Source organism: Aestuariivivens sediminicola (genome assembly GCF_022662015.1).
Classification (GTDB): domain Bacteria; phylum Bacteroidota; class Bacteroidia; order Flavobacteriales; family Flavobacteriaceae; genus Aestuariivivens; species Aestuariivivens sediminicola.
Window position 1 is genome coordinate 23,444 of record NZ_JAKMCM010000007.1, and the last position, 18,561, is coordinate 42,004.

Consider the following 18,561-nt stretch of genomic DNA (forward strand, 5'->3'; position numbering starts at 1 on the left):
TGGAATATTTAAAATTCAATTAATTTTTAGTTTTGTTCTTTCTTTTTGTTTTAGAACCTACTCTGGACATAGCGCATCTGAAGCCAATGTAATCTGTGGCCATATCCTCAGGATAGTAACGCCTTTGTGCTGGGTCTAACCAGTATTCTCTGTCCTTCCATGACCCTCCTTTGTACACCCTGACATTGTCATTAATTAAAGAGGTCCTTGTGTTACTCCTGTCGTATTCCCTAATTAAATTTCCTAGGGAATCTCTTTCAATACGATGTTTTGGAGAATTATACATTTTTCTGGTCGCTGATTCTTCACCACCTTCATCCTCATCGTTAAAACTTTCAAAATATCTCGATGAGCGTCTGTCACCATCTCTAAAGTTTATTTCGTTACTCTTATCGAAGTTGGTTCTTAAATAGGTTTCTTCTTCATCAACTGGAACCTGCAGAATTTCACCGGGTAGGTTTCTAGCCACTAACTTTCCGGTCGATAGCGTATCATAAACAACATCTTCAGGAGTGACGACTTGAACCAAGCCTTCTTCGTCTATAGAGTTCTTGGTGTACACATTACCTCTGAAATAGTTAAAATCGTTAAACTCATCATCCACAATAGGTCTATACACATCGGCAACCCATTCTGCAACGTTTCCTGCCATATCATATAAACCATAGTCATTTGGATCATAAGATTTGACTTCATTGGTAATATCTGCACCATCATCAGACCATCCGGCAATACCGCCGTAATCTCCTTTTCCCTGTTTGAAGTTAGCTAATTGATCTCCACGGATTCTGCGTTTTCCGGCACGTGTGTACTGGCCATCCCATGGATATTTTTTTCGTCCTCTGTAAACGTTATAGCTTCTTATTTCACTTAGGCCAAGAGCTGCATATTCCCATTCGGCTTCAGTGGGGAGTCTGTATTTTAAAGGAATTATTCCTGATTCTCTTTTTGCATAGATATTAATTGGATTTCCATCGGCATCCAATTGCGCGTTTCTACTTCTTCCACCTTCCGGATTAATGACCTCCTCATTACCTCCATAGGTCAGTGTGGGAGCATTAATATAGGTATCTATATTGAAGGTTGCATCGGCAGAAACATCGGTAAGATGAGATCCTCTTTTCGTGTATCCGGCCTTTTGTAAAGCCATTTCACCTACACGGTCCGATCTCCAATTAGCAAATTCCACAGCTTGAATCCAGCTCACCCCGACCACAGGATATTCTGCATAACCCGGGTGGCGTAAATAGTTTTCGGTCATAATCTCATTAAAGCCCAAACGGTTTCTCCAAACCAGAGTATCAGGAAGTGCACCATGATATATGGCTCTGAAATTTTCATCTGTAGGAGGATATACGCGTTTTATCCAATCAAGGTATTCGAGGTACATCACATTGGTTACTTCGGTTTCATCCATGTAAAACGACTGTACGTGTTGCTGGTTGGGCGTGTTGTTCCAATCGTGCATGACATCATCTTGAACGCGACCCATGGTAAAGGTTCCTCCTTCAATAAAGACTAATCCGGGTGCAGTTTCTTGTTCTTCAAATCGCGTATTGTACTGGAAACCACCTTCGCGATCATTGATTTGCCATCCCGTTGCTCTCGATGTATTCTTGGAACTAGTAGACTTTTTACAGCTGAAGGCTGCCAAAGATAACGCTAGTATAAGCAGGGTTTTGAACGTTATTACTTTTCTCATATCCATATCTTTAAGTAAGCTAATAATATTTTTGGTGCTGCAATATAAGAATTAAACCGAAGATTGCAAGCGTTTTTTGGTATTTTGACCAAAAAAAAGTGTATTTCACCTTATTTTTTATGCATTTCATCGATGATTTTACTGTTTTCTGGCAGCGTTTTGTGTTGTATTAACGTGGGTTTTACAAATTTATTATTGTATTTTTGAAGCGGTAAGAAAAAATCATGCTTTTTAATAATAACGCATATTAAACAACGTTATTCTTGCAATGAAAGAGAAAATTTTTGTCCTCATATTTACGATTTGTGCGTTTAGCTTTGCCCAACAAAAGCAATTTACAATCCAATGGAAGGGAACACAAAAATTAGCTACAGGCGCTGCTTCTATCGAAATTCCTGCTTTTAACAAGGAGAACTTCAGTTACGATGTGGAGTCAGGTCCCTTATTTGTAGCCCAGTGGAGGGTGTCTGCTCCTGTCAACGAGTCCTCTGTTGTCGTTAACAATGTGTCTTACCAATCCATACTAAAGAGTGAGTTAAAAGATATCGAGCCCGATAAGATTGGAACGGAATTAAGGTATAGTCTGCGTAATTCGGTTGCCCGGAATAAGCGCTTTGCCTTTTTCCAATTGTCACCTATAATTAAGGATGCCAATGGAAATTTTAAAAAAGTGACGTCCTTTACTATTGATTTTAAATCTGGAATACCCTCAAACAGAGTTATCTCGAATAAATCCTCACGTACGATATCGAATTCTGTTTTGAACTCCGGAGAATGGTTCCGGTTTTATGTGGATACCACGGGAGTTTTTAAACTGACGAAAAGTTTTTTGCAGCGATTGGGTGTGAATGTTAATTCGATTGATCCTAGAACTGTAAAACTTTATGGTAATGGAGGAAGAATGATTCCCTATGCAAATGCCTCCAATTATCCCTTTGATGTCCCGGAAAATGCTATAAGGTTCGTTGGGGAAGAGGATGGCGTCTTTAATAATGAAGATTATATTTTGTTTTATGCCGAAGGCCCCAGGTTATTCGATTCTCAAAGTAATACCAATATTAATTGTTACACTGATAAGACCTATTATTATATTAATGTCAGTTCCGGTAACGGAAAACGAATTCAACCCCTAATGCAACCTTCCGGGCCTGTTTCTATGACCATTGATTCCTATGAAGACTATCAATTCCATGAAAAGGATGTCTACAATATAGCGTCTCTCGGCAGACGATGGTTCGGGGAACGCTTTGATATTGAAAATCAAAAATCCTTTGAATTCGAATTTCCGGGTTTAATTACTACCATTCCTATTCGTTTAAATGTACATGTTGCCGCGGCATCTTCAACATTAAGTGCCATGCAGATTCGTGTTAATGGAGCTTCGTTAACGACTCTAAATATGGCTGGTGCTTCAAGCACCAATCTAGCCAATGGTGCACAATACAGTGGGAACGTGAATGTGAGTAATTCTAATATTGTTGTTGACCTGGAGTTTGACAATCAGGGTAATCCAAGTGCCCTGGGGTATTTGGACTATATTTCCATAGAAGCTACACGATCTCTTAATTTCGACGGTAATCAGTTTCAGTTTAAGAACAGCAACGTTTCAACGGCATCCGGTGTCGGGGAATATAGTATTTCAAATGCCTCTCAGATTACTGAAGTCTGGGAAGTCACTGATATCTATAATATTACGAGCTTACAAAATGAGGAGTCGGTTTCTACTTTAAGTTTCACATCCACCCTGGGGACATTAAAAACCTTTGTAGCCTTAACACCACAGGATTATTTTGAACCCGAATTCGACAGTAATACATCCATACCGAATCAAAATATCAAGGGAACTATTTTCACTAATGAGCAGGGGGAATTTGAGGATATCGATTACATAATCATAGCTCGAAATGACATGTTAAGTCAGGCAGAGCGCCTGGCCAATATTAACAGAAGTAAATACGGACTCAATGTGAAAGTGCTGGGATTAACTCAAATTTACAATGAGTTCAGTTCCGGAAATCAGGATATTGGGGCAATTAGAAATCTGGTTAAGTATGTCTATGACAACGCAAGTATCCCTGAAAAGAGGTTAAAATACCTCTGTTTATTCGGTGATGGCTCTTACGACTATAAAGACCGAATTTCCAATAACACGAATGTGGTACCATCCTGGTACTCATTAAATAGTTTTAATCTAACGAGTTCTTATGTGTCTGATGATTTCTATGGTATGATGGATGATAATGAAGGCATGATGTCCAATAGCGACCGGTTGGATATTGCCGTAGGCCGTATCCTTGCCGATACACCACAGCGAGCCGAGGAAATGGTAGATAAAATAGAACTCTATTATGCCAAGGAGGCCTTTGGTAGTTGGCGAAATAATTTTATTGCCGTTTCAGACGATGTCGATGAAGACTGGGAAGGAATTTTACAGCAGACCACAAATGATTTGGGTGATATGGTCGCTGCTGAAAAACCCTATATTAATGTGGTAAAAATACATAGCGATGCTTATGAGCAAGAAGTCTCTTCAGGTGGTGAGCGTTATCCTCTGGTTACGAACGCATTAGTAAGCGGTATTGATAAAGGGGCACTGATAGTGAATTACTTTGGACATGGTGGAGAAGATGGCCTGGCAGGAGAACGGATTTTTTTAAAACCAAATATTGAGAGCTTGCAAAATTTGTGCAAACTTAATTGTTTCGTTACTGTAACCTGTGAATTCACCAAGTTTGATAATCCCTTAAGAGAAACAGCGGGCGAGTTCACTTACTGGAATAAAGAAGCCGGTGCTATTGGGCTCATTACCACAACCCGACAAGTATTTGTTATTTTTGGAACCGATTTCAACAATGTTTTAGAGCAGTATTTGTTTTCATTCAGTGATAACGATAGTTATAGCGACTATGAATATCCATCTGCTGCCGAAGCTTTGCGTTTAACTAAAAATGATCCTGCAATAGCCAGTCAGAGTCAGAGGCGCTTAGTATTTTATATTGGAGATCCCGCAATGCAACTTGCTTTTCCAAAACCTAACATCAGACTAACAGCCATTAATGATGTACCGGTAACACAGGCTAACGATACACTTAAAGCTTTAAGTTATGTAAAACTGGCCGGTGAGGTCACCGATGTCAATGGTAACTTACTCACGAATTATAACGGAACTTTGTCTACAACCATTTATGACAAATATGTTGATAGGCAAACCTTGGCAAACGATGGGACAAGGGACTCTGATGGACAATTGATAAAGCTTGACTTTACCACCCTTGGATCTGTTATTTTCAGGGGTCAGGCATCGATACAAAATGGTCAGTTCGAGTTCGATTTTGTCGTACCCAGAGATGTCGGTATTCCAGTGGGCTATGGCAAACTCAGTTTTTATGCTAAAAATGAAGCATTGACCGAAGACCAGACGGGGGCGAGTATAAATCAGGTGCTCATTGGAAGTTTAAATGAAAATGCAGCCGAAGATAATACCGGACCGTTAATTACCTTATATATGAACGATGAAAATTTTGTTTCAGGAGGAATAACTAACGAATCCCCAACATTACTCGCAAAACTGGAGGATATTAACGGCATTAATACGGCAAGCGGTATCGGACATGATATCGTTGCCATTATAGACGGTGATGAAACCAATCCTTATGTTTTGAACGATTATTATCAAACTGAGGTTGATGATTACCAGAAAGGTGTGGTGAGTTTTCCATTCAGAGATTTGGAGCCAGGTCTCCATACACTAACACTTAAAGCATGGGATGTCTATAATAACTCGTCCATTGCAGAGATTCAGTTTATAGTTTTCGATAAAGACCAGGAATTAGTCATAAACAATGTATTAAATTACCCCAATCCGTTTGTGAATTATACAGAATTTTGGTTCAATCACAATAGTTCGACCCCTTTAGACGTTTCAATACAGATATTTACCGTGTCGGGAAAATTGGTTAAGACCATAAATGGTCAAACGAATGCGGGATCAAAAATAACCAGTTCCTTATCCAGAGATTTGATCTGGGATGGTCGCGATGATTTCGGTGATAAAATAGGAAAGGGTGTTTATATTTATAAGCTTACGGTCAAATCATCTCTGTTAAACAAAAAAGTGGAAAAAATAGAAAAACTTGTCATTTTATAACTCTTATGAGGTTTGTAACCGATAATTTTTGCAGGTTAGGGGTAAAGGTGACATCAAAATAAAATATGAATTATATTTGCTAACTAAACTTATTACATGAAGAATAGATTATTAATGCTAATGGCATTGGCCATGATGTTCAAATTACAGGCTCAAACAATTATAGCTCCTTATGATAATGACTCCAGGGTTATCACGACGGGGATTCCTTTTGTACTCATAGCACCAGATGCTCGAGCCGCGGCAATGGGCGATATGGGAGTAGCAACCTCAGTGGATGCGTTTTCGCAGCAATGGAACCCTTCAAAATATGTGTTTTCGGAAACCAAGTCAGGAATAGCTGTGAGTTACACGCCATACCTGAGTAAGTTGGTTAATGATATATTTTTGGGAAATATCACCTATTTTAATCGTCTTGATGAACGGAGTGCTTTTGCCGCGAGTTTAAAGTATTTCTCGCTTGGCGATATTGAATTTGTACCTGATGAATTTGCAACGCCTTTAATTCAGCGACCAAATGAATTAACCATAGATGCCTCTTACGCCTTGAGGCTGAGTGATCAGTTTGCAATGTCGGTGGCCATGCGCTATTTAAGATCGGATTTAAGACTGCAGGGCGTTGATGGAGATATTACTGCAGCCAGTACTTTTGGTGTGGACATATCGGGATATTATCAAAGTGAGGAAGAAGCGTATAACGATTTTAATGGGCGTTGGCGATTGGGATTCGCCTTACAGAATATAGGGCCGAAATTCAAGTACGATGAAGGTGGGCAAGATAATTTTCAACCCACTAATCTGAGGTTAGGCGGTGGATTTGATTTCATTTTTGATGATTACAATAAAATAGCAGTCACAGCCGAGGTGGCGAAGTTATTAGTACCAACCCCACCTATTTTAGGTGTTGAGTTCGAGGATGTGAATGGCAATGGGACCTATGAACCCAGTGAGGATAATTTAATTGCTGAGAATGTCATTTACAAAGGTCAGTCACAAGATGTGAGTTTTTTATCGGGTATATTCCAGTCCTTTGGAGATGCTCCCGGAGGGTTTAGTGAAGAGCTTAAAGAATTTACCTGGGCCTTGGGTGCGGAATATTTGTATCAGGATTCCTTTGCGATGCGAGCAGGATTTTTTAATGAAGCCGAAGAAAAGGGTGCCAGAAAGTTTTTTGCATTAGGGGCAGGGTTTAAGTATAATGTTGTGAATATCGATTTATCTTATTTGTTTTCAGCGTCGAAAGTTCAAAGTCCTCTGGAAAACACCCTACGCTTTTCATTGACCTTCAATATTGGAGCCGATGCCTATACAGAGTATTAATATCAAGGCGTTTAGGTTAGTATACAAAAACTATTGTCCCATGAACAATAGTTTTTTTTTACCTTAGTGTTATAATTTCAGTGCATTATGAAGGAAATTAATATACCGTGTGTTGTCCATGTATATGATGATAGAGACCAGCTTACCGCTGATGTGAAGGATTTAATGGAAAGCGCTGTGAGTGCACGAGACAGTGCTTATGCCCCTTACTCAGATTTTAAAGTAGGTGCTGCCCTTTTGTTAGATAATGGTGAGGTGATAACCGGGAGTAATCAGGAAAATGCTTCTTATCCATCAGGATTGTGTGCCGAACGCACTGTTGTTTACTATGCCGGGGCGAAATATCCGGATGCCAGGTTTTTAAAGATGTGCATAACAGCCGCTTCAAGCAATAGCACCACCTTCGATCCTATCCCACCCTGTGGGGCCTGCCGACAAGCCATAGTAGAGTATGAGATCAAACAAGAAAGCCCTATTGAAATTTATTTTATGGGAGCATCGGGGAAAGTCATGAAATCACATTCCTTAGCTAATTTATTACCATTGGTTTTCGACAAATCGGTGTTATAGGACACTATCCATTTAAAACATGTGCTCAGATTCTTCAGTTCAATTTTAATTCTGAACATGCCTGAGAATTACGATCGATCATATGGACTTAAAGATAGCTGTTTCTTTTCCATTAAAGGTTTAAAATTTTTAACATCAAAAAATAGGAAATTACCAATACAGACTTGAAATGATTGATTTTTTTAATATTTTTCTAGTTTAGGCATCTTGCATTTTTCCAATAGAACACAAAATATTACTTTTGTACTTCGCATTAATAAAACTACTATAAGTCAATGCAAAAAATAACAAAAGAGGTTTACCTTAAATGGTACGAAGACATGTTGTTCTGGAGAAAGTTTGAAGACAAACTGGCTGCGGTTTATATTCAACAAAAAGTAAGAGGCTTTCTTCATTTATACAATGGTCAGGAGGCCGTGTTGGCAGGTGCTTTACATGCCATGGATTTGACTAAAGATAAAATGATTACGGCCTACCGGAACCATGTACAGCCCATTGGAATGGGTGTTGATCCCAGACGAGTCATGGCAGAATTATATGGCAAAGGAACAGGAACATCTCAGGGACTAGGGGGGTCCATGCATATCTTTTCAAAAGAACACCGCTTTTATGGTGGCCACGGTATCGTTGGAGGACAGATTCCTTTGGGTGCAGGAATAGCATTTGGAGATAAGTATCATGGTAGTGATGCGGTTACCCTATGCTGCTTTGGCGATGGGGCTGCAAGGCAAGGTTCCTTGCACGAAACCTTTAACTTGGCCATGCTGTGGAATTTACCTGTGGTGTTTGTATGTGAGAATAACGGTTATGCCATGGGAACTTCCGTCGAACGTACGGCAAACCATGAGGATATTTGGAAACTAGGTCTGGGCTATGAAATGCCTTGTGGTCCGGTGGACGGTATGAATCCGGTTAAGGCTGCAGAGGCCTTCGATGAGGCGATACAACGGGCGAGAAAAGGTGGAGGTCCGACATTCCTGGAATTAAAAACATACCGTTACAGAGGACACTCCATGAGTGACGCACAACATTACAGAACAAAAGCAGAAGTCGAAGAGTATAAAAAAATAGATCCAATCACTCAGGTTAAAAATGTTATCTTAGAGAAGAAATATGCTACCGAAGCTGATTTGAAAAAAATTGATAAACGAGTAAAGGACAAAGTTTCGGAATGTGAGAAATTTGCTGAAGAATCACCTTGGCCAGAGAAAAATGTGATGTACGATGTGGTTTACGAGCAAGAAGATTATCCATTTATTCAACATAAATTATAGACAATGGCAGTAGTAGTAAATATGCCGCGATTAAGCGATACCATGGAGGAAGGTACCGTTGCGACCTGGTTAAAAAAAGTTGGGGATAAAGTTGAAGAAGGCGATATTTTAGCAGAAATTGAAACGGATAAGGCTACCATGGAGTTTGAATCCTTTAATGAGGGCGTCCTGCTTCATATCGGGGTTCAAGAAGGGGAAACCACAAAAGTAGATGAATTACTGGCGATTATAGGAGAAGAAGGAGAGGATATATCAGGATTATTGAATGGTGAAAAGGATACAGCTTCTCAAGAGGACCAGCCGGGCGCTCAGGATGATAAAGACAAGTCTGAACAAGATACTACTGCGTCGACCGCATCTGATACAAAAACGGAATCAAAGGCCCAAGAGGCGCTGCCGGAAGGAGTAGTAGTTGTTACCATGCCACGCTTGAGTGATACCATGGAGGAAGGTACCGTAGCCACCTGGATAAAGAAAGTGGGTGATACGGTTGAGGAAGGTGATATTCTGGCTGAAATTGAAACCGATAAGGCGACCATGGAGTTTGAATCTTTTCAATCGGGTACCCTTTTAGAAATCGGTTTACAGGAAGGTGAATCAGCAAAGGTAGATGACTTATTAGCTATTATTGGTCCGGCTGGAACCGATGTTTCCGGTGTAGCGGCTAACTTTAAGGCACCTGTATCTGCTCAGAAGGATGATGCTCCTAAAGTTGAGGTTCAAGAAGAGACGCCGAAAGCGCCTCAGGTTACTCCTGCTGAACAAAGAGAGAACGCTACTAAACCCGTCGCTTCTGCTTCAAATGGACGATTATTTGCCTCACCCTTGGCAAAGCGATTGGCCGAGGAAAAGGGTATCAATTTAAGTCATGTTCAAGGATCGGGAGAGCATGGTCGAATTATAAAGCGCGATATCGAAAATTACACCCCTGTCGCTACAGGGTCGGCCATCGGTAAATTTGTCCCTGCCGGTCAGGAAGATTTTGAAGATGTTCCAAACTCACAGATGCGTAAGGCCATAGCCAAGGCATTAACCAATTCGAAATTTTCGGCACCCCATTATTATTTAGCTGTAGAATTTAATATGGACAATGCCATTGCATTCCGTGAGCAGTTTAATTCCATTCCAGACACTAAAATTTCATTTAACGATATGATTGTTAAGGCCTGTGCGTTGGCACTGAAACAACATTCACAGGTGAATTCTCAGTGGTTTCCGGATAAAATGCGTTTAAATAATCATGTACATATTGGGGTTGCTGTTGCCGTTCCTGATGGATTGGTAGTGCCCGTAGTGCGATTCGCGAATGAACAAAGCTTACCGCAGATTGGAGCCGCAGTTAAGGAGCTGGCAGGAAAAGCAAGAAATAAGAAATTGACACCTCAGGAAATGGAGGGTAGTACATTTACCGTTTCAAACCTAGGGATGTTTGGGATCGATTATTTTACATCAATAATAAATCAACCGAATTCCGCTATATTATCTGTTGGCGCCATCGTTCAAAAACCAGTGGTGAAAAACGGTCAGGTTGTTGTTGGCAACACCATGAAATTAACCCTCGCCTGTGACCACAGAACGGTTGACGGTGCCACTGGTGCTGAATTCCTTCAAACGTTAAGAGGCTATATTGAAAACCCTGTGACCATGTTAGTCTAGATAAGGAAAAGGATTAAAAATGATAAAAGCCCTCTAATTGAGGGCTTTTTTAATACCTGGTAATCAGTAATACGATTTAATCCAGATTGGCTGTCGAAGGATCGATAACTGTTTTTACTTCAGCTACAGAGTTTGCGGGAAAACCTCCTTTTGATGCATGTTCCCTAACTAGATCTTCGTTCTTGGCCCTGTAAACACAATATATTTTATCTCCAGTCACATAACTATGTAACCATTTTATGTTCTCTTCCCCCATTTTGTGTAAAACACCGCATGAGGTCTGAGAAATCGCCTCTAATTCATCTGCAGATAAATTTCCTGCTCCTGGGAGTTCTCGTTCAATGACATAAACATGGTTGTCTGCTGCCTTGAGTTCGTTTCTTAATAAATCTGGTACTGTTGCTTCCTGTGCCATAAGATTAAAATTTACGATGGCAATTGCCATAATTAATACTGATTTTAGAAGTTTCATAACGCATTGAATTTTAGTTAATAAATTGGTGGTTTTTATGATTCTAAAATTAATAACGAACCTATAAAAGGATTTCCACAAATCATTCAAATCTTTAGAAATTTGATTCATTTGTTAGATTTATCCGAATTCGATGGAATTAAGTGGACTCAACTAGAAGGTATGTTGTTGAATGTACTTGGAGGGAAGAATATTGAATCTGCGTTTAAAACATTCTGAAAAATAAGCTAAACTATTAAACCCGGTTTGAAAAGCAACTTCCGAAACGTTGCCGCGTTGTTCATGTAACATTTTTAAACTTTTATTTAAACGGTAGTCCCTAATAAAGTTATTTGGCGACTTTCCAGTTAATTTAGTCAATCTTCTATATAATTGTGATTTGCTGTAGCCCAGGGCATGGCTGAATCGGGATACATCCAATTCCGGATCACGCCAGTGCGAATCAATAAAATCCATTATCCGGTTTAAAAAATGTTGCTCGTCAAGCGATAGGGTATAAATAAGATCATTGTCGACAAATGCATTTCGGTTTTCGCTCTCATAAAGTGATTTGATCTCTTGGGTGATCACAATCTGATATTTTAAATGCTCGCACATTCGGGTAGCCAGGCTAACTGTTTCTTCGAAAATTGTGTTTTCAGCAGATACCGGAACGCCAGCATTAATAGCAATACTCAAGAGACGGTCATGATCTTCAAATTTAGGGGTGATGTATTTGAAATTTGACCTCACCTTTAGCGCACAAAAAACGGCATTCGTAACCGATTTGAAGGACGCGATGTAGACATTATTATTTTGTTTTACAATACGACCCTCAAATTTCTCGAAGGTCTTGGTGATGCTCTTATGGAATTTCTGGTTAAAGATGGAATATTGGTCGGCTTCAACACGATTTAAGTAATTATTGGTTTCAAGAACCATAATCACCCTAAAGGCAGGGTCATTAATAATGTTTAATTCAGTATTCTGTGATTTCTCAGGATCAGATATTCTTCCTAAAAAGGAATTGACAATAGTCGGGTCCACTTCAATAATTTTATTGGGAACATCGCCATGAGCCTTGCGATGCATGTCAATAATGGCCTGTTTATGGGGTGCTTCTATTAAACAAAATACTTGGTTTCTCTCCTCATCGAACCAATAGGTAAATCCCCGACAATTGAATTCATGTTCAATTTTTAAATCTTCTTGATGTATCTCGGCTAAAGTTTCTGCAGTCGTACCTTCCGGAACTTCATGCCGATCCATGTAAATTGGCATAGATTAAAAATTTTATACAAGTTAATAAATTTTAAGATATGTTGAGAATGCGTTCTTTAAAAAACAAAAGCATTAAGACGATATCATTAAAATAATGCATGTTCGACCTCAGGAATTTTTTATCTTTAAAATTTTTAACCTTCTCTATGAAAAAGCTCATATTGCTATTTTGTCTTGCACTTATTTTAGGATGTAAAAGCACAAAGACCGAAGCGCCGGAACTAACTGAAATAAAGCGGAACCTTAGCTATCTTGCATCAGATGATTTAGCCGGCAGAAAAACAGGGACCCCAGGACTGGAAAAAGCTGCTGTTTTCATTGAAGGTGAATTTAAAAGAAACGGTATAAAGCCGTATTTTAAAACGTTTAGAGATAGTTTTAAAATTAAAGATGTTATGGGATATAATGTAGTCGGTTATTTGGAAGGCACCGACAATCTCTTGAAACGAGAGTTTGTAATTCTAGGGGCGCATTACGACCACATCGGTTTGCTCAATGAAATAAATGGCGATGCTATTGCCAATGGGGCCAATGATGACGCCTCAGGTACTATAGCGGTTTTGGAATGGGCGAAATACTTTTCGAAGGCGAGAAGCAATAAGCGCAGTATTTTGTTTACTTTGTATGACGCTGAAGAAATGGGTCTTAAAGGCTCCGAACATTTAGCAAATAGGCTAAAATCAGTGAATGTGAACCTGTACACCATGATAAATATTGAAATGATCGGTGTGCCCAGATCGAAGCATGAAATTATGGCCTATATGTCCGGTTTTGAAATTTCTAATATGGCTGAAAAACTCAACACATATGCCGGGAGCGAGATTATTGGATTCTTTCCTCAGTCGAAGCAGTATCAATTGTTTATGAGATCAGACAACTATCCGTTTTATAAGACATTCAAAATTCCGGCCCATGCCATATCAACTTTCGATTTTACGAATTACAACTACTATCACCATGTTGATGACGAAGCCGATAAAATGGATTTTGATCACATGACGGACTTTATAAGTAAAATGATTCCCGCATTAGAAGGTATGATTAATGCTCCAACACAAGAAATATATTTATACAATGAGTAAAAACGTAATTATTACAGGTACCAGTCGAGGTATTGGCTTTGAGTTGGCCAAAGGATTTGCAGAGGCCGGACATAAGGTATTAGCGCTTTCAAGAAACGATCGGCCGGTAAAGGAGTTGAACTTAAGCAATATCACCAGTTTGGCATTTGATTTGAGCAGGGTCTCCGATTATGAACAGGTTGTCAATTTTCTTAAGACCGCTTGGGAACACGCGGATATTGTAATTCACAATGCGGGTTTATTGATCAATAAACCATTTACCGAATTAACCACGGAGGATTTTGAGAAGGTCTATAAGACCAATGTCTTCGGCGTGGCAAAACTTACAAAAGAGGTGTTGCCCTTTATGAATTCAGGAGGCCATGTGCTTGCCATAAGCTCTATGGGAGGCGTACAGGGCAGTGCGAAGTTTCCCGGGTTAACAGCCTATAGTTCGAGTAAGGGGGCAGTGATCACCCTTATGGAAGTATTGGCAGAAGAATTTAAAGATTCCGGAATCGATTTCAATGTTTTGGCTTTGGGAGCCGTACAGACAGAAATGTTGGAAGAGGCTTTTCCTGGCTACCAGGCACCGATCTCTGCAAAAGAAATGGCTCGGTATATCATTGACTTTGCCCTTGACGGTAATGCCTTTTATAACGGTAAGTTATTACAGGTATCGCGTTCTACGCCGTAATTAATAAACCACAATATACCACATCATGTATCGCTTTTAAATGAGCAGCTTACTTAGGTATTGAGTTCTTTTTCAATCGATTTCAGTACAGCACGACACTTCTCAATTAAAGCCAGTCTGTAGCTGTTGTTTACTTTTTGATAAAAGGCCACTGAAGAGAGAGCTCTAACAAACAATTTAAACTCAGGACTCTCTTTTTTATTCAAGAATGCATAATCGTCCTCATTAAACATGTCATGAGTCGTGAATATATCGGAAACAGTACTTCCAAATTTAATAAAATTAGTTTCCGAATCCATTTTAGAGGCAATGCCGATCATCCAGTCACTTATGGATAACAATAGCGTTTGCGTTTGATCATAGGTACTGTATAAATCAAGAATTTCTTCCTTTAATTCGGTATTCTGAATGCGCCCCAAGGTTCCTGAGCTCAACATGCTTCTATAGGTATTATCATTTGGTGAGAAGGCCTGATCCAATAAAAGATCCCATGTGGTACTCATGGTTTGAACCTCGTCCATACCATCTATACCATCATACAGATCAACGAGTACCCTCTTTAGGTCCGCCCTCAATGTAGTGTTACGAACAATGTCCGCATGGAAACTAACGGTATCCTTTACCAGATCGCGCTGTATTCTTAAGAGTAAATCGTGTCCCAATTGACGTTCCTTGCGCGCCTCATTCCAATTATTTACCCAAAGCGCAATCAAAATTCCGATAACAACGAGAACGATTTCTCCGATGGCATAGAGGACATATTTACTGAACTTGTTTTCTGAAAGCAGGCGTTTACGTATGTGTCTGAAGAATTTAATCATCGATCAGATAGTTGTTATCACTGAGTACTATTTTTTATGCATCTTTTATGCCTTGGGGTCCGGTGACTAATTTAGTAAATAAAACTGGAAAACCTTTATGAGGACAGATGTTCCGTTTGTCAAGGACAGGTTAAAGAACACGTGCTCGATAACCTTTTCAAAACATATCAAAGGAATAGTAGAATTTCATCTTTTATCTTAATGAAGTCCCAATTACGAAAGTTATGTTTTACATGATCGCGAATCACAGCTTCAAATTTTTTTGTATGATTAGCTAATAGGCTGTGAATGCGGTCTATTTAATTAAAGAATTACTGTATTTTTGCTGCCATGCAAAATAGGCTTCAGGACTATATTCCAGAATCAGCGGTGGCTCAAGTTTTGGCTCTTTTAGAGCATGACCATTTGGTCCTTAAAATAAAACAGGAGCGCAAAACGCGTCATGGCGATTATAAGCCGTTACACAATGGAATGCATCAGATTACGATCAATTCAAACCTCAATAAATATCGATTTTTAATTACCCTCATTCATGAAGTGGCACATTTCGAAGCCTTTAACACCTATGGTCGTTTTATTAAACCTCATGGAGCAGAATGGAAACGCACGTTTCAGCGTCTGATGTTGCCCTTTCTAAATCCGGATATCTTTCCAACGACACTGTTGCCGCTTTTAGCAAATCACTTTAAAAACCCAAAAGCCAGCAGCGATACTGATATGAAATTAGCATTGGCCCTAAAACAATTTGACCAACCCAATAATAAAACGTATATTTTCGATGTACCTTACGGAAGCTCTTTTAAACTCTATAATGGTAAAGTTTTTAAAAGAGGCAACAAACGTGTGAAGCGTTATGAATGCGTAGAGGTGAAAACAGGAAGGTTATATTTGTTTAACCCGAATGCGGAGGTCGAATTATTAAATTGAACGGACTATTGAATTGAGGATTAATAACGGATTATTTTTTAATCTTTATTACTCATTCCTCGAAAACCTGGAAATTCAAAAGGATGTTCTGAATAACGAAAGATTATGCAAAAGAATTATTATGCGATACTCATGGCCGGAGGCGTGGGATCAAGATTTTGGCCGGTAAGTACTCAGGAATTTCCAAAGCAATTCCACGATATGTTGGGCACGGGAGAAACCCTGATTCAGAAAACATTTCAAAGGTTAAAGCACTTCATTCCAAAGGAAAATATTTACATTCTAACCAATGAACGCTACAATGCATTGGTGCTTGAACAGTTACCTGAAGTCACCCAAAAACAAGTGGTTTTGGAGCCTGCCATGCGAAATACGGCACCTTGTATTTTATATGCCACATTGAAAATTCAAAAGGAAAATCCGGATGCTGTAATGATCGTTGCACCCAGCGATCACTGGATTGAGGACGAAATCGGTTTCTCAAATAATGTCCGGCAGGCCTTCGACTTCTGTAAAAACAATGATGCCCTCGTTACTCTGGGAATTAAGCCTACCTTCCCCAATACGGGGTATGGTTATATCGAGTTTGATAAACATGTTGAAGCTACGATCAAACAAGTACACCAATTTCGGGAAAAACCCGATTATGAAACTGCGAAGGACTTTATTGCAAAAGGTAATTTTTTATGGAATGCGGGTATCTTTATGTGGAGTGTAAAAAGTGTGGTCCGAGCCTTTAAAAACAATCAGCCTAAATTATATCAACTGTTCGAAACCGGCATAAGGTCGTATAATACACCTGCAGAAGCCGATTTTATTCAGGATAATTATCCCAAGGCTGAAAATGTATCGGTAGATTATGCCATTATGGAAAAATCGGATAATGTATTTGTAATTGCGGCAGAGTTCGATTGGAACGATCTCGGAACCTGGGGAAGTCTCTATGATAAATTGAAGAAGGATGAGGACAACAATGCTGTTGTAAATGCCAGAACTCTGGCCGATGAGGCTACCGGAAATATGATCCGCACTAAAAACAATAAAATTGTGGTAATTGATGGCATTCGGGATTATATAATTGTTGATAAAGAGGAAGTTTTGCTTATCTTTCCTAAATCAAAAGAGCAGGATATTAAAAAAACACTTCAAAAGGTAAAAGACCGATTTGGAGAACAATATGGCTAACTATGACAGAGTCCAAGTTTAACTTTTCAGAAGACGAACCTTCGAATAGCAGTAATGTTGAGCAATCCAAGGAGGCCGTAAAGCAGGATGCCAAAGGGTTATTTAAAAGTGTCAAGCGATTTTTCAGTGATCTATTGGATTTCCGGGAGGATACGGACAGGGACGCCACTATTGCGGCCATTAAAGGTGATATTTCATTTAAGGGAGCAACGGCCTGGATACTGGTCTGTTCCATATTTGTAGCCTCCATTGGCCTAAATGCCAATGCAACAGCAGTGGTTATCGGAGCCATGTTAATATCACCGCTCATGGGCCCCATTTTGGGTGTGGGATTGTCCATTGCCATCAATGACATAGATACACTGAAGCGGTCGCTTATTAACCTGGCCATTATGATTAGCCTGAGTTTAATAACCGCTTTTTTGTTTTTTTGGTTATTTCCACTCAGTGAGGATACCTCAGAACTTTTAGGCAGGGTACGTCCCGATATTCGTGATGTGCTTATCGCTTTTTTTGGTGGTTTGGCACTTATTATTGCCCGCACGAAAAAAGGAACGATTGCCTCAGTAATTTTTGGGGTGGCTATAGCAACAGCATTAATGCCACCGCTGTGTACCGCGGGTTATGGATTAGCAAAAGGTAACCTGGTTTACTTCGGAGGGGCTATGTATTTGTTCACCATAAATACGATTTTCATTGCCTTGGCGACCTTTGTTGTTTTAAAACTGCTGAGGTTTCCAATGTTGAAATATGTCAATTCAAAAAAGCGGCTATTTATATCAAGAATGGCCACCTTGCTGGCGGTTGTCGTTATGGTACCAGCGGTATGGACATTCTTAAATGTGCTGAGTGAAAGCAATTTTAATAGAGATGCCCGAGCCTTTGTAAGCAATGAATTGAGCACTTTGCCTCACGCCGATTACCTAAAAAACAATGCGACGTACCGTTATAATGGGGAGGCCGGGTCCATGATTGAATTGAATACCTTTGGTCTTGACGAAATACCCGAATCAACGATCGCTTTATTGGAAAATCGTATGAAAGATTACCGGGCATTGGCGAACAGTCGTTTATTGATCAATCAGAATAGATCCAGAAATATAGACAACCTGCGCTACATGGAAGAACTGAGAACGCGAGATTCCTTGGACCTGCTATCGCAATCCGAGAAAATAAATTTTTTGGAAAACAAGGTGAGACAGTTGTCCAAGCTGGAAAAAAATTATATTGCTTTTGAAGAATTGGTGAAGGAGGTTAAAATTAACTACGAAACCATTGAACAGTTTTCCTACGCTAACGTGATCAATTCCAATTTCTCAAAAATGGATACCATTTCAGTTTTCTCCGTAAAGTGGATCGATTCCCTGGCCAAGGAAGAACTGCGGCAGAAAGACCATGAAAAACTGGAAAAATGGCTGAAGCAAAAGTTAAAATTAGATACCTTAATTGTAAGACGGGAAAATTAAATG

General features: G+C 39.5%; 14 protein-coding genes. 10 read left to right on the plus strand and 4 right to left on the minus strand.

The features are described 5' to 3' along the window. Window positions 1–19: 19 nt before the first annotated feature. Entirely contained in the window at window positions 20–1,708 is a 1,689-nt protein-coding gene (gene gldJ / locus MR041_RS13880; RefSeq protein WP_242094856.1) for a gliding motility lipoprotein GldJ, read from the minus strand. A gap of 262 nt (window positions 1,709–1,970) precedes the next feature. On the opposite strand from gldJ, the gene porU reads away from it, so the two are divergent. From porU to MR041_RS13905, 5 genes are all read left to right on the plus strand, one after another. Continuing rightward, on the plus strand, window positions 1,971–5,849 hold the full coding sequence (gene porU, locus MR041_RS13885; protein ID WP_242094857.1) for a type IX secretion system sortase PorU: 3,879 nt from the start codon (window positions 1,971–1,973) through the stop codon (window positions 5,847–5,849). Between the two features lie 96 nt (window positions 5,850–5,945). After that, window positions 5,946–7,169: a type IX secretion system outer membrane channel protein PorV gene (porV, locus tag MR041_RS13890; RefSeq protein WP_242094858.1), complete on the plus strand. Its 1,224-nt coding sequence runs from the start codon at window positions 5,946–5,948 to the stop codon at window positions 7,167–7,169. 87 nt (window positions 7,170–7,256) lie between these two features. Continuing rightward, window positions 7,257–7,739 carry a cytidine deaminase gene (gene cdd, locus MR041_RS13895; protein WP_242094859.1) on the plus strand — a complete coding sequence of 161 codons (483 nt, stop codon included), beginning with the start codon at window positions 7,257–7,259 and terminating at the stop codon, window positions 7,737–7,739. Window positions 7,740–8,014: 275 nt separating this feature from the next. Then, window positions 8,015–9,013 (plus strand): pyruvate dehydrogenase (acetyl-transferring) E1 component subunit alpha, encoded by a 999-nt coding sequence (gene pdhA / locus MR041_RS13900; protein ID WP_242094860.1) that lies wholly within the window; start codon window positions 8,015–8,017, stop codon window positions 9,011–9,013. Window positions 9,014–9,016: 3 nt separating this feature from the next. Beyond that, window positions 9,017–10,669 carry a pyruvate dehydrogenase complex dihydrolipoamide acetyltransferase gene (locus tag MR041_RS13905; protein WP_242094861.1) on the plus strand — a complete coding sequence of 551 codons (1,653 nt, stop codon included), beginning with the start codon at window positions 9,017–9,019 and terminating at the stop codon, window positions 10,667–10,669. Window positions 10,670–10,745: 76 nt separating this feature from the next. Here MR041_RS13905 and MR041_RS13910 read toward each other — a convergent pair whose 3' ends face one another. Next, window positions 10,746–11,141, minus strand: a complete 396-nt coding sequence (locus tag MR041_RS13910; protein WP_242094862.1) for a DUF4242 domain-containing protein — start codon at window positions 11,139–11,141, stop codon at window positions 10,746–10,748. A 153-nt stretch (window positions 11,142–11,294) separates the two neighbouring features. After that, window positions 11,295–12,401: a nickel-binding protein gene (locus MR041_RS13915; RefSeq protein ID WP_242094863.1), complete on the minus strand. Its 1,107-nt coding sequence runs from the start codon at window positions 12,399–12,401 to the stop codon at window positions 11,295–11,297. A 146-nt stretch (window positions 12,402–12,547) separates the two neighbouring features. On the opposite strand from MR041_RS13915, the gene MR041_RS13920 reads away from it, so the two are divergent. Further along, window positions 12,548–13,483, plus strand: a complete 936-nt coding sequence (locus MR041_RS13920; RefSeq protein WP_242094864.1) for a M28 family metallopeptidase — start codon at window positions 12,548–12,550, stop codon at window positions 13,481–13,483. Then, a complete protein-coding gene (locus MR041_RS13925; RefSeq protein ID WP_242094865.1) occupies window positions 13,476–14,159 on the plus strand; it encodes an SDR family NAD(P)-dependent oxidoreductase in 684 nt (227 codons plus the stop codon). The genes MR041_RS13920 and MR041_RS13925 overlap by 8 nt, the downstream gene beginning before the upstream one ends. A gap of 53 nt (window positions 14,160–14,212) precedes the next feature. Here MR041_RS13925 and MR041_RS13930 read toward each other — a convergent pair whose 3' ends face one another. Further along, a complete protein-coding gene (locus MR041_RS13930) occupies window positions 14,213–14,980 on the minus strand; it encodes a DUF6090 family protein (RefSeq protein ID WP_242094866.1) in 768 nt (255 codons plus the stop codon). Window positions 14,981–15,310: 330 nt separating this feature from the next. Here MR041_RS13930 and MR041_RS13935 point away from each other — a divergent pair, with 330 nt between their 5' ends. The 3 genes from MR041_RS13935 (at window position 15,311) to MR041_RS13945 (ending at window position 18,558) form a co-directional block, all read left to right on the plus strand. Further along, window positions 15,311–15,907, plus strand: a complete 597-nt coding sequence (locus MR041_RS13935) for a SprT-like domain-containing protein (RefSeq protein ID WP_242094867.1) — start codon at window positions 15,311–15,313, stop codon at window positions 15,905–15,907. 105 nt (window positions 15,908–16,012) lie between these two features. Next, window positions 16,013–17,092 (plus strand): mannose-1-phosphate guanylyltransferase, encoded by a 1,080-nt coding sequence (locus MR041_RS13940; RefSeq protein ID WP_242094868.1) that lies wholly within the window; start codon window positions 16,013–16,015, stop codon window positions 17,090–17,092. A gap of 2 nt (window positions 17,093–17,094) precedes the next feature. Continuing rightward, window positions 17,095–18,558 (plus strand): DUF389 domain-containing protein, encoded by a 1,464-nt coding sequence (locus MR041_RS13945; RefSeq protein ID WP_242094869.1) that lies wholly within the window; start codon window positions 17,095–17,097, stop codon window positions 18,556–18,558. The last annotated feature ends 3 nt before the right edge of the window (window positions 18,559–18,561 follow it).

Coding starts and splice junctions, on each gene's coding strand:
- MR041_RS13925 (WP_242094865.1), top strand. CDS start 13,476: ATGAGTAAAAACGTAATTATTACAGGTACCAGTCGAGGTATTGGCTTT.
- MR041_RS13935 (WP_242094867.1), top strand. CDS start 15,311: ATGCAAAATAGGCTTCAGGACTATATTCCAGAATCAGCGGTGGCTCAA.
- MR041_RS13910 (WP_242094862.1), bottom strand. CDS start 11,141: ATGAAACTTCTAAAATCAGTATTAATTATGGCAATTGCCATCGTAAAT.
- MR041_RS13940 (WP_242094868.1), top strand. CDS start 16,013: ATGCAAAAGAATTATTATGCGATACTCATGGCCGGAGGCGTGGGATCA.
- pdhA (WP_242094860.1), top strand. CDS start 8,015: ATGCAAAAAATAACAAAAGAGGTTTACCTTAAATGGTACGAAGACATG.
- MR041_RS13945 (WP_242094869.1), top strand. CDS start 17,095: ATGACAGAGTCCAAGTTTAACTTTTCAGAAGACGAACCTTCGAATAGC.
- porV (WP_242094858.1), top strand. CDS start 5,946: ATGAAGAATAGATTATTAATGCTAATGGCATTGGCCATGATGTTCAAA.
- MR041_RS13905 (WP_242094861.1), top strand. CDS start 9,017: ATGGCAGTAGTAGTAAATATGCCGCGATTAAGCGATACCATGGAGGAA.
- cdd (WP_242094859.1), top strand. CDS start 7,257: ATGAAGGAAATTAATATACCGTGTGTTGTCCATGTATATGATGATAGA.
- gldJ (WP_242094856.1), bottom strand. CDS start 1,708: ATGGATATGAGAAAAGTAATAACGTTCAAAACCCTGCTTATACTAGCG.
- MR041_RS13930 (WP_242094866.1), bottom strand. CDS start 14,980: ATGATTAAATTCTTCAGACACATACGTAAACGCCTGCTTTCAGAAAAC.
- MR041_RS13915 (WP_242094863.1), bottom strand. CDS start 12,401: ATGCCAATTTACATGGATCGGCATGAAGTTCCGGAAGGTACGACTGCA.
- MR041_RS13920 (WP_242094864.1), top strand. CDS start 12,548: ATGAAAAAGCTCATATTGCTATTTTGTCTTGCACTTATTTTAGGATGT.
- porU (WP_242094857.1), top strand. CDS start 1,971: ATGAAAGAGAAAATTTTTGTCCTCATATTTACGATTTGTGCGTTTAGC.